13 protein-coding genes are annotated in these 11,822 nt (G+C 62.0%); 6 read left to right on the forward strand and 7 right to left on the reverse strand.

The window, feature by feature from the left end; genetic code table 11:
- Position 1: 1 nt before the first annotated feature.
- From OP496_RS09315 to OP496_RS09325, 3 genes are all read left to right on the forward strand, one after another.
- A complete protein-coding gene (locus tag OP496_RS09315) occupies positions 2-475 on the forward strand; it encodes a hypothetical protein (protein ID WP_280563336.1) in 474 nt (157 codons plus the stop codon).
- Positions 472-1,197 carry a 3-oxoacyl-ACP reductase FabG gene (gene fabG, locus OP496_RS09320; RefSeq protein ID WP_280563337.1) on the forward strand — a complete coding sequence of 242 codons (726 nt, stop codon included), beginning with the start codon at positions 472-474 and terminating at the stop codon, positions 1,195-1,197. Before OP496_RS09315 ends, fabG begins: the two co-directional genes overlap by 4 nt.
- A gap of 108 nt (positions 1,198-1,305) precedes the next feature.
- Positions 1,306-1,929 carry a hypothetical protein gene (locus OP496_RS09325; protein ID WP_280563338.1) on the forward strand — a complete coding sequence of 208 codons (624 nt, stop codon included), beginning with the start codon at positions 1,306-1,308 and terminating at the stop codon, positions 1,927-1,929.
- A 46-nt stretch (positions 1,930-1,975) separates the two neighbouring features.
- Here the strand turns inward: OP496_RS09325 and OP496_RS09330 are convergent, their stop codons facing one another.
- The 7 genes from OP496_RS09330 to OP496_RS09360 form a co-directional block, all read right to left on the reverse strand.
- A complete protein-coding gene (locus tag OP496_RS09330; protein WP_280563339.1) occupies positions 1,976-2,833 on the reverse strand; it encodes a universal stress protein in 858 nt (285 codons plus the stop codon).
- 115 nt (positions 2,834-2,948) lie between these two features.
- On the reverse strand, positions 2,949-4,439 hold the full coding sequence (locus OP496_RS09335; protein WP_280563340.1) for a SulP family inorganic anion transporter: 1,491 nt from the start codon (positions 4,437-4,439) through the stop codon (positions 2,949-2,951).
- A gap of 333 nt (positions 4,440-4,772) precedes the next feature.
- Positions 4,773-4,910 (reverse strand): hypothetical protein, encoded by a 138-nt coding sequence (locus tag OP496_RS09340; RefSeq protein ID WP_280563341.1) that lies wholly within the window; start codon positions 4,908-4,910, stop codon positions 4,773-4,775.
- Positions 4,911-4,972: 62 nt separating this feature from the next.
- Entirely contained in the window at positions 4,973-5,860 is an 888-nt protein-coding gene (locus OP496_RS09345) for a slipin family protein (protein WP_280563343.1), read from the reverse strand.
- A 69-nt stretch (positions 5,861-5,929) separates the two neighbouring features.
- Positions 5,930-7,309 (reverse strand): nodulation protein NfeD, encoded by a 1,380-nt coding sequence (locus OP496_RS09350; protein ID WP_280563344.1) that lies wholly within the window; start codon positions 7,307-7,309, stop codon positions 5,930-5,932.
- Complete coding sequence (locus tag OP496_RS09355; protein ID WP_280563345.1) at positions 7,296-7,715, reverse strand: hypothetical protein; 420 nt, start codon at positions 7,713-7,715, stop codon at positions 7,296-7,298. Before OP496_RS09355 ends, OP496_RS09350 begins: the two co-directional genes overlap by 14 nt.
- 46 nt (positions 7,716-7,761) lie before the next feature.
- Positions 7,762-8,631 carry a LysR family transcriptional regulator gene (locus tag OP496_RS09360; protein ID WP_280563346.1) on the reverse strand — a complete coding sequence of 290 codons (870 nt, stop codon included), beginning with the start codon at positions 8,629-8,631 and terminating at the stop codon, positions 7,762-7,764.
- Between the two features lie 156 nt (positions 8,632-8,787).
- Here OP496_RS09360 and OP496_RS09365 point away from each other — a divergent pair, with 156 nt between their 5' ends.
- From OP496_RS09365 to OP496_RS09375, 3 genes are all read left to right on the forward strand, one after another.
- Positions 8,788-10,014 carry a TauD/TfdA family dioxygenase gene (locus tag OP496_RS09365; protein ID WP_280563348.1) on the forward strand — a complete coding sequence of 409 codons (1,227 nt, stop codon included), beginning with the start codon at positions 8,788-8,790 and terminating at the stop codon, positions 10,012-10,014.
- Positions 10,014-10,958, forward strand: a complete 945-nt coding sequence (locus OP496_RS09370) for an ABC transporter substrate-binding protein (RefSeq protein WP_280563349.1) — start codon at positions 10,014-10,016, stop codon at positions 10,956-10,958. Before OP496_RS09365 ends, OP496_RS09370 begins: the two co-directional genes overlap by 1 nt.
- An 89-nt stretch (positions 10,959-11,047) precedes the next feature.
- Complete coding sequence (locus OP496_RS09375; protein WP_280563350.1) at positions 11,048-11,728, forward strand: TVP38/TMEM64 family protein; 681 nt, start codon at positions 11,048-11,050, stop codon at positions 11,726-11,728.
- Positions 11,729-11,822: the final 94 nt, after the last annotated feature.

Consider the following 11,822-nt stretch of genomic DNA (forward strand, 5'->3'; position numbering starts at 1 on the left):
CATGCACCTTCAGCTTCCCTGTGAGGTAAGGCCGTTCGTCCCTCATGACGGCGCGATGTGTCTGCTCGACACGCTGCTGGATTACGATGCCGAAGGCGCCACCATCGAGATCACGCCCGGGGACAGCGATCTTTTCGTCGAGGACGGCGCGATTCCCGCATGGGTCGGCCTCGAATGGATGGCCCAGGGCGTCGCCGCCTGGGCCGGGGTCTGGGCGCATATCGATGGCGCACCGCCACCGCCCGGTTTCTTGATTGCCAGCCGGCGCTATCATGCCCATGTGGATAACTTTTCCCTCGGCGAGCCGGTGCATGTCCAGGTGACACGGGAATTCGTCGCCGACAACGGCGTGCGTGCCTTCGCCGGCACTCTCTCGACGGCAGGGGGCCAGCGCCTGGCCGAGGGACGCCTGAGCATCTTCCAGCCGACGCCGGACACTTCTTCTTCCCCTGCAGAAAGGCAAAACGCTCGATGACCGACACCATCCTGGTGACCGGTGCCAGCCGTGGCATCGGTCGCGCCACCGCCCTGCGCCTCGCGCACGACGGCTTCGATATCGTCCTTCATTACCGCTCGCGCGAGCAGGACGCCGAGCGCGTCGCCGAGGAAATTCGCGCGCTGGGCCGCGAGGCGCGCCTCGTGTGTTTCGACGTGGCCGACCGCGATCAGGCACGCGCTCTCCTCGAAGCGGACATCGAGGCCCACGGCACGTATTTCGGCGTGGTCTGCAACGCCGGCATCACCGCCGACAACCCGTTCCCTGCACTTACCGGAGACGATTGGGACAGTGTGGTACATACCAATCTCGACGGTTTCTACAACGTGCTGCATCCGCTGGTCATGCCGATGATCCAGCGCCGCAAGCCGGGACGCATCGTTACCATCGCCTCGATGTCGGGACTCATCGGCAATCGCGGCCAAGTCAATTATAGCGCCGCCAAGGCGGGGATCATTGGCGCCACCAAGGCACTGGCCATCGAACTGGCCAAGCGACATATCACCGTCAACTGCGTCGCCCCTGGGTGGATCGACACCGATATGACACATCACCTATCCCAGGAAGAAGTGCTCAAGCTGATCCCCATGCGACGCACCGGCCAGGTCGAAGACATTGCCGGCGCGGTGAGCTTTCTATGCTCAAAGGATGCGGCTTATATGACGCGTCAGGTGTTGCCGGTGAATGGCGGCATGTGCTGAGAGGCTATTTTGTAAACACCCTCTGGGGAGGAGGTCACTTGCCACCATCAAGCTTGGCGCGACGAAGCCGATAATGAGGCATACGCTTGAGGCAATGGATACGAATCGATGAAACGCTTGACTCTGATGATTGCCATACTCCTCGCCATCGCCCTGCTGGGGGGTGTGCTGCTGTCGGCTACCGACCTCGCCTGGCCGCTTCCGCCCTCGGCGCTGATTCCCCTGGGTGCGTTCGTGCTTGCGCTGGGTGCGCTGGCGATTTTGGCCCTGCTGGGCATGGCGCTGTGGCAGCAGCTTTCCCAGCAGCAGCGTGCCCTGCACGATAGCCTCGAAGCCTTGTCTCACCATGGGCGTACGCAGACCACGGCATTACTGGCCGAGCATTTCATGCAACATGCCGAACGCTTGCTGGAAAAAGAGGGACTGGATCCCAACAAGCGCAACGTGCTGCGCTGCCTGTCCATCGATGCCCTGCGCGGCAATAGCGGGCGCGGCGATCCCAACTATGCGCGTCTGGCACGACTCTTCGAGTGGTTCAACGGCGAGGCACACGCTACCGGCGACAATGCCGAGCGGCAGCGTCTGCTGGTACCGGTGCTGATGCAGTATGCAGAGATCGCCGTTCAGCTATGCCGTGTCGGCGAAAGCGAGCCGGAACGCGTGGGAGAGTTTCTTAGTCACCAGCCGCCGGCGGCAACCCAGCACGAGGAAGAAGAGGCGTCGTCGACGTGACCGACGCCTTATATCCTGTGGCTCATTGGCCCTTGTATGGCGGCGCTTAGCGCAACAGCAGCAACGGTACCTGGGCGCGGCGAATCATCGCCGTGGTGGTGCTGCCCACCAGGAACTGGCGAATGCGCGAGTGCCCGTAGGCGCCCATGACCAGCAAATCGATATCATGCTCCTGCCGATAGTCGCATAGCACCTTCTCGACCTCGCCGGCGATAATGTGCGTATGCACGGCGCTACTGGTCGGCGCTAGCTGTTTCTCCGCCCAGGCGAGTTGCTCGCGATGCTCGTCGGTATCCGCCCCCACCAGCACCAGATGGCATTCCAGGTCGCGCAGCAACGGGCGTTCCGAAAGCAATTCAACCATCTTGCGCGTCGTTGGACCGCCATCGAAGGCAATCAGATAGCGTGTCGGCGTCGCGAAAGACTCCGGAATCACCAGAATCGGGCGATGCAGCCCACGAACCACGCGCTCGAGGTTGCTACCCATGTGCTCCGGCGAGGCGTCCGCCGATTCACCGCGCTTGCCCAACACGATCAACCGCGCTTCTTCTTCGATCTCAGTCAAGGCCTCGACCAGCTCGCCATTACGCTGACGTGTTTCGACCTCGGCAATGCCAGCCCCCTCGGCGCGCTCACGCGAGGCGCTCAACATCAAGCGACCGTGCTCTTGTGCGACCTTGCCACGCTGCTCATCCAGGCTGGCCAGCTCTTCGAGAAGATGCTCGCGCGAGCCGAGCCCGATGTTGCCGCGCGGATCGAACTGACTCGGTGCCTGATTGCGATCCAGCACATGCACGAAGGACAGTGGTACATCCATGCGCTGGCTCGCCCAGACCGCGGCATCGCTCACGGCTTCCGAATAGTTCGAGCCATCGATACACGCCATGACGTGAGGTGCTTTCATGTGGCGAGCTCCTTGTGATGATCTTATTCAGGTCCCATCGCAATGGGAGTGATTGCATGATACTCAGCCTCGGGAAGACTTGTCGTCTCACCTTAAGGCGTAGACCGCGACTCACTCAGTGGCCCATGAGCTTTTCCACGGCGTCGGGCTTGTCGTGCACCGCGAATCGATCCACCAGGGTGGCGCTGGCCTCGTTGAGCCCCACGATCTCCACCTCGGTGCCCTCGCGGCGGAACTTGATGACCACCTTGTCGAGCGCGCCCACGGCGGTGATGTCCCAGAAGTGCGCACGGGTCAGGTCGATATGGACACGTTCCACGGTCTCCTTGAAGTCGAAAGACTCCACGAAACGATCCGCCGAGGTGAAGAATACCTGGCCGACGACACGATAGACACGCGTCTGACTCTCCTCGTTCATCTCGCTACCTACATAGAGGATCTGTCCGACCTTGTTGGCAAAGAATAACGACGCCAGCAGCACGCCCACCAGTACGCCGATCGCCAGGTTATGGGTCGCGACCACGACGATAACCGTCGCCAGCATGACGATATTGGTCGACATCGGGTGCTTGCGCAGATCGCGCAGCGACTCCCAACTGAAGGTCCCGATGGAAACCATGATCATCACCGCCACCAGTGCCGCCATGGGAATCTGCGCGACGAGATCGCCAAGGAAGACCACCAGAATCAGCAGAATGACCCCGGCACACAGCGTGGAAAGCCGGGTACGCCCCCCGGATTTAATGTTGATAACCGACTGTCCGATCATCGCGCAACTCGCCATGCCGCCCAGGAAGCCAGTGGCGATGTTGGCAACGCCCTGGCCCTTGCACTCGCGGTTCTTGTCGCTAGGCGTATCGGTAAGTTCGTCGACGATGGTTGCCGTCATCATCGACTCGAGCAGGCCCACCACGGCCAGTGCCGCGGAATACGGGAAGATGATCGCCAGTGTTTCGAAATTGAGCGGCACGTCCGGCCACAGGAAGACCGGCAGCGTATCCGGCAGCTCGCCCATATCGCCCACGGTGCGCACCATGGAGAAATCGCCCAGCATGTAGATTGCCGTGAGCACGATGATGCACACCAGCGGTGACGGCAACGCACGTCCGATAACCGGAACGTAGGGAAACAGGTAGATGATCCCCAGACCGGCGGCGGTCATGGCATAGACGTGCCAGGTCACATCGGTCAACTCAGGCAATTGCGCCATGAAGATCAAAATCGCCAGAGCGTTGACGAAGCCCGTGACCACAGAGCGCGAAACGAAACGCATCAACGCTCCCAGGCGCAGATAGCCGGCCACGATCTGCAACACCCCTGTCAGCAAGGTCGCGGCAAGTAGATATTCGAGCCCATGTTCCTTGACCAGGGTCACCATGAGCAGCGCCATGGCACCGGTCGCGGCGGAGATCATCCCCGGTCGGCCACCGGTAAAGGAAATCACCACCGCCATGGAAAAGGACGCGAAGAGCCCCACCTTGGGGTCGACCCCGGCAATGATCGAGAAGGCGATCGCCTCCGGGATCAGGGCCAGCGCCACCACGGCGCCGGCCAAGACGTCCGATCGGACGTTCGAGAACCAGCGTTGTTTGATCGATGCGTACATGCGTGTGTCCAGTCGATGAGAAAGGTCAGAAGTTTTACTCGGCACGCCGGCTCATTCGGGACACGAGCATCGTGTGATATGCCGATGTCGGGAATGCAACGGGAACCGAAAAGACGGCCGTAAACGGCCCGGACGGATGCATGGTGCGTCCATCGGGGCCGCGGAGAGCGTGGGAAACGCTCCGGGGAAAGGGGAAACGCTAGGGCGGCGTTGCGCTCATGAAATCAAATCGGCCTTGAACGGTCGGTTTTGGACACATGGCGTCATGTGCCCAGAAAAGGACAGGATTCTACCAACTCGACGCTGCATTTGCACCTTTGGTTGTAGACGGACTTACCTCGCGCCAGTCGAATCGAAGCCAGCCACGCAACTCGGCGATACGCGCCAGGCGATCCACAGGCCGGTGCAGTCACCGTCGAGCAGGGTGCCGTCGAGATCGAAAATCGCCAGATGGCGGCTGTCAGCGAGCATGGCGCCGGGCTCCTGGTGAAAAAACAGGCGCCACTCTAACCGCTCGATTTGACAGGCGCCTGTCACGCTTCGTTGTCTGGCGTCTCGAATCCAGAGGGGGAGCGGCTCGACGACGTGTCCGACGAGTCATGGTCCGACGAGTCATGGTCCGACGAGTCATGGTCCGAGGTATCGTTGCCTGTCGGCGCGGCACCCGCCTTGTTCAGTTGACTTTTGAAGGCGTCCATGATGTCCATCGGCAACGGGAAGACGATGGTCGAGGCGTTCTTGTTGCTCATGTCACTGAGCGTCTGCAGATAGCGCAACTGCAGCGCCGCGGAATTGCTGGCCATGACATCGGCGGCATCGACCAGCTTGTGCGAGGCCTGCAGCTCACCCTCGGCATGGATCACCTTGGCGCGCCGTTCACGCTCGGCCTCGGCCTGGCGGGCGATGGCGCGAATCATGCTCTCGTCGAGGTCGACATGCTTGATCTCGACATTGGCGACCTTGATGCCCCAGGCCTCTGTCTGAGTGTCGAGAATCTCCTGGATATCGTTATTGAGACGATCGCGTTCGGAGAGCATCTCGTCGAGGTCGTGCTTACCGAGCACCGAGCGCAAGGTGGTCTGCGCCAGTTGGCTGGTCGCGACACCGAAATTTTCGACCTGGATGATGGCCTTCTCGGGATCGACCACGCGGAAGTAGAGGACTGCGTTGACGCGCACGGTAACGTTATCCTGCGAGATGACGTCCTGCTCAGGCACGTCCAGCGTCACGGTGCGCAGATCGACGACCTGCATTTTCTGGATGGCTGGAATCAACAGCAACAGCCCCGGTCCCTTCACTGACTGGAAGCGGCCCAGGAAGAAAACCACACCACGCTTGTACTCCGGCAAGATGCGTATCGCCGCGAACAGCAACAGCACGACCAGAACAATCGGCACTAGATAGGCATAACTCGCGTACATGGCGTTACTCCTTCTCGATAAACGATGTTTCTCGATAAATGATGGCGTGCCCCAGGCACCGCATGGCGACTAAGGGGTTGCCGTCATTGGCTCGACTACCAGCGTCAAGCCCTCGCTGGATACGACTCGCACCCGCTGACCGCGTGCCACGGGCGATGCACAGCGCGCCTGCCAGCGCTCGCCGTGTACCATCACCTTGCCTTGTCCCTGGAAGTCCCCCAGCACCGTGGCCTCTTGGCCGATCATTTCCTCCTGACCGCCCTGCGGACGGCGCTGACGCATCCCCACGAAGCGCATAACCACCCACAACAGGAAGCCGACAGCCACTAGCGCCACGCCGCCTACCAGAGGCCATGCCAGCGCCTGATGCGTGTCATCCATCAGCATCACCGAGCCGGCGACGAAGGCTGCGAGTCCGCCGAATCCCAGCACGCCGACGCTGGGTACGAACGCTTCGGCCACGACCAGCGCCATGCCCAGGAAAACCAGTACCAGGCCCGCATACCCCACCGAGAGCATCTGGAAGGCGTACATGGCCAATACCAAGCTGATGGCGCCGATCACGCCGGGAAATAGCGTGCCCGGACTCAGCAATTCGAAGATCAGCCCGTAAAAGCCGATGATCATCAGGAAATAGGCGACGTTGGGATTGGTGATGAACGCCAGCACCTGGGCGCGCCAATCCGGCGGCTGGCGATCGAGCGTCATGCCCTGTGTAGATAGAGTACGCTCACCGCTCTCCATGACCACGCTTCGCCCGTCTATCTGGGTAAGCAAGGCGTCGAGATCGCTCGCTACGACATCGACGACGTTGGCCTCCAGGGCCTCGCTGGCCGTGAGGTTGGCCGCCTCGCGCACGGCGCGTTCAGCCCACTCGGCGTTGCGTCCGTGACGCTCGGCCAACGAACGAATCGTGGCCACCGCATCCTCGAGAACCTTGCGTTCCATCGCTGATGACGATGCTTCTTGAGTATCTTCTTCCCCTGACGCGCCTTCCGTCGGTTCACCGCCGCCACCGCCGAGCTGCACCGGCGTCGCCGAACCGAGGTGTGTCGATGGCGTCATGGCGGCGATATGACTGGCATAGAGCAGATAGGTACCGGCGCTGGCGGCACGCGCCCCGGCGGGCGTCACATAGCTCACCACCGGTACCGGCGAGGCCAGCATCGCGCGGATCATGTCTCGCATGGAGGCCTCCAGGCCGCCCGGTGTATCGAGCTCGAGAATCACCAGCGAGGCGCCGGCCTCGTCGGCACGCTCGAGACCACGCTGAAAGTAATCGCTGGTGGCGGGGCCGATGCTGCCGTCGATGCTCAGGACCACGCCGTGGGGCGCTTCACCCCCGTCGGATTGCGCACTCGCCAGCCACGACAATCCCAAACCCGCGAGTACCAGGCAGGCCCACATCAGGCAGCGGCGCATCGCGACTCCGTCATTACGGCGTAGCATCGCGACTCTCCGAGGCCGAGGCACAGGGCGTGGAGCGCGTGGACCAGGTAGTGGTGCCATCATCCCGACGACATACGCGGCTACCTTCGGACGTGGCAGAGCGCACCTCGACGTCCGGCGACGATGACGCGTTGGGCTGCACGATGATCGACGGGTGCACACTGACGCGATCAAGCCCTTCTCGCCACCCGTGTTCACGCCATCCCTGCCAGGCGTGACGCTCACGGTCGTAGCGTCTACCTTCATGTCCGACCTGGTGCGACTCGAGCGGCAACAAGCGCCCGCTATCGGGATCGTAGACCTTGACGCCTTCCGCGCTGGCCGTCGTGATCCCCGCAACCGCCAGCAGCAAGACAATGCCCATTGCAGCAGGCATTGCGTCACCCGCGTGCCGATACCTCGTCATGTTCGTCTCCTCGAGCTCGCCAGCCTCAGTCAGGGGGCCGTTTACGTCAGTCTAGTTCACGTGCACCACGCAACCATTCCCATAATGCCTCGCATGCCGGCCGCAATACCCGCGCCTGTGGGCGTACCAACCAGAAGGCCTCGTCGGTGGGCATGCACAATTCAAAGGGCGCCACCAGATCGTCACGACCATCGAAGAGGCGCCGGTGGGTCAAGGCGATGCCCGCCCCACGTGCGGCCAACGACAGTGTGGCGACCTGGGTATCGCAAATGAACGAAGCACAACGCGCTTCCAGCCCTTCGGACCCGGCCAGCGCCAGCCAACTCGGCCAGCCCAGCGCAAAGCCGGCGGCATGCAAGAGGGTATGCCCGGCCAAGTCTTCGGACGTTCGCAACTCACGGGCCAGGGCTGGCGAACACACCGGTAGCATGACTTCTTCGTTGAGCAGCACCGACTCCATGTCGGCCCAGCCACCCTGGCCGTAGCGGATCTCCATGTCCACGCCCTCGGCGCCGAAGTCACCGGGCCATACGGCACTTACCAAGCGGACCGTGACATCGCGATGCCAATGATGGAACCGCATCAGCTCGTTGGCCAACCAACCGTTCTGTACTGCAGGCGTGGCACGCAACGTGACCGGCGCGTCGGGATGCGGCCCGAAGACCTCGGCGGTACCTTCAGCAATGCGTGTGAAGGCTTCCTGAATGCTCGGCAGCCAAGCCTGTCCGGCCGGCGTCAGCGACAGGCTCCGCGGGTGCCGCACGAACAGCGCCTGGCCGAGACGATCCTCGAGCAGGCGGATTCGCTGGCTGACGGCCGACTGCGTCACGCCAAGCTCACGACCGGCCTGGGTGAAACTCAGCGTGCGCGCGGCCGCCTCGAAGGCTTGCATCCACAGAATCGGTGGCAGAGACATGATGAACTCAACGGCGATGGATTTCCGCCCATGATCGTTAATAAGCCACCCATTAGCAAAGCTTGGCCTTAGGTCCAATATTCATCGTTTGTCTAATGTCGCCATGAGGCGACATGCTAGAGGCCGATTCGCACGACCCAACACCAAGAGGCCGACATGCAGTCCCAGAGCCAATCTCCCGCCGTCGAAATGAGTGAACTCACGCCTTATGCGCAAGGCCCCGCGCTACGTGCCTGTCATCCCGGCGACAAGGCACTGGAGGTGGCCTGGGAAAACGCCGATAGCGCGCGTTTCAGCTACCGCTGGCTGCGTGATCACTGCGCCTGCACTGCGTGCCGCCATCCCATGACGCGCGAGCGTCTTTACATGCCGCTCGAGGATGAAAACTTCCTGAATGCCAACCCCGAGGCCAGCGTCGAAGACGGGATCCTGGTGCTGCGCTGGTCCGACGATCACGAATCGCGCTTTGATGGCGGGTGGCTGCATCAACGTCGTCCCGAAACGCGGGCCGATGATGGCGTCCCGCGTGCCGAGGCATGGCAAGAAGGCTTTGCACCCGTCCATGTGGCGCATGCCGACATGATGGCCGGCAGCGACGGTCGCCGCAAATGGCTGACCGCGCTGCTGCGCGATGGACTGGTCCTGCTCGATGACGGCCCGCGCGAGCTCGAAGAAGTCGTACGCATCACCGAACTGTTCGGGCCGATGCGCGCCACCAACTTTGGGGGCCGTTTCGACGTTCAGTCCAAGCCAAACCCCAACAATGCGGCGTATACCGCCATCGGTCTCGAGCTGCATAACGACCTTCCCAACTGGCGCCATCCGCCGGACATTCAACTACTGTATTGCCTGGAAAACGAAGCCGAGGGCGGTGCATCACTGTTCGCCGATGGCTTCGCCGTGGCCGAGGCGATGCGTCATGAAGCTCCGGAGGCATTCCTGCGTCTACGCGATACGCCCATCGATTTCCGCTTCCAGGACGAGGATAGCGACATCGCGGTACGCGCCCCGATCATCGACGTCGATGACACCGGCCGCATCCGCGAAGTGCGCTTCAACAACTGGATTCGCGACACCCTACGCTTACCGCCGGAAGAGGCCGACGCCTGGTACGAGGCGTACCTGATCTTCTGGCAACGCCTTCGCGAGCCGCGCTTCCGCGTCGACTTCGCGCTCGAGTCCGGACAGATGGTGGCCTTCGACAACCGTCGCGTGCTGCACGGTCGTGGCGCCTTCGACCCCAATACCGGACCCCGTCACCTGCAAGGCACCTATCTGGATATCGACCACCTCGAATCGCATCTACGCGTGTTGGCGCGCCACGCTGCTACCGCCGCGCCCGCTACTCCGACAACATCCACCAATGAAACGGGAGTTTCCTGATGTCTCATTCGCTTCGTCCCTTACTCGTCGGACTACCGCTAGCCGCCGGTGTCGGCCTGGCACTGCCGGCCCAAGCGGCCGATACAGTGCGCTTCGGCGTGCCCTCATGGCCTGGGATCACCGTCAAGACCGAGATCGCCAGCCAACTGCTGGCCCCCCTCGGTTATGAATCAAAAACCGATGACGTTGGCCTGCAGGTCATCTATCAGGGCATGGAAAGCGGCGATCTGGATGTCTTCCTCGGCGGCTGGTTACCGGCACAAGAGCCGATGCTCACGCCCATGGAAGATAAAGGAAGCGTGACGCGCATCGTCAACAACGTCGATGGCGCGCAAATGACGCTGGCAGTGCCCGACTACGTGTACGAGCAAGGCGTGACCTCGTTCGCGGACCTCGACGAGCACCGCGACATGTTCGACGGCAAGATCCATGGCTTCGGCGCCGGTTCCGCTGCCAGCGAAATTCTCAACAAGGCGATCGACAACGACACCTGGGGGCTCGGCGACTGGCAACTAGTGGATACCAGCACCGTCGGTATGCTCAGCGCCGCGCGCGACTCCATCTCACGCGAGGAACCCATCGTGTGGGTCGGCTGGACGCCGCACTGGATGAACCTCGAGCTGCCGATGCGCTACCTGGAAGACAGCAAGAACCTGTTCGGCGAGGGCAATGGCGCCAGTCAGGTACTCACCCTGATGAGTTCGGACTTCGCCGACGGCCACCCCAACTTGAAGACGTTCTTCGAGAACTTCACCTTCACCGCCGAGCAGCAAAGCTGGATGATCAAGGCCTTCGGTCTTGACGAGAAAGAGTTCGGCAGCGTGGCCACGACCTGGATCGAGGATCATCCGGATCGCGTCAAGGAAATGCTCGACGGCGTGACCACCACCGATGGCGATGCTGCCTGGCCGGTGGTGAAAGAAGCGCTTTCACTGGAAGACTGATCCGCGTTCGACACGGCATGCGAAGTGCCGTGTTCCCCCCGTGCGGGCTCTCACGTATGCTGAGCGCAGTTCACGCTTAGAGGGCCCGCATGTCTCGTTCTCTCGGAATTCTCTTCACCTTGCTCGGTGTCATGCTCGGCTGTGGCCTGCTCTGGCAATGGCTCGCCATGCACGACATCCTGACCCCGCAAGCGCTGCGTCATCTGCTGCAAAATGCCGCGTCATGGCGCGATGCCGCCTGGGCGCCACTGGCCGTCATGGGCATATATGCCCTCACTTCCCTGGTCGTTTTTCCATTAAGCGTACTGGTCGCCGCCACCGGCTTGGTCTTCGGTCCCGCCTGGGGCTTCGTCTATGCCATGCTGGGGACGCTGTCGGCGTCGATCGCCACTTACTGGGTGGGGCGGGCTCTAGGGCGTGACGCCCTGCTACGTCACGGCGGCAAGAAGCTCAACGGCCTCGCCCGACTGCTTGCCGGACGCGGCATACGCACCATGGTGCTGTTCAACCTGCTGCCCTTGGCCCCCTTCACCCTGACCAACATGCTGGCCGGGGCGTGCCACCTGCGTTTTCGCGATTACATGCTCGGCTCCACCTTGGGGATCGCCCCGGGACTGCTCGGCATCACCTTACTGGGGAGTCAGTTGGGGTCGCTAGTCACCGCAGAAAGCCGCGAGGGATTGCTGATCGCCGCCGGTGGCATCGTCGTCGCAGTGGGTATCTTGTGGGGGCTCAAGCGTTATGCCGAGCGGCGTAGAAAGCGCGTGTAACGCCCCGTGAGCGCTCACTTACTGATCCGAAGCGGTAGCACCGTGACGCGACACGATCAATCACATTACGCTTTTTCCTGTAATTTTAGTTCGT

The organism is Chromohalobacter sp. 48-RD10 (genome assembly GCF_029889785.1).
In the GTDB taxonomy this organism is placed as follows: domain Bacteria; phylum Pseudomonadota; class Gammaproteobacteria; order Pseudomonadales; family Halomonadaceae; genus Chromohalobacter.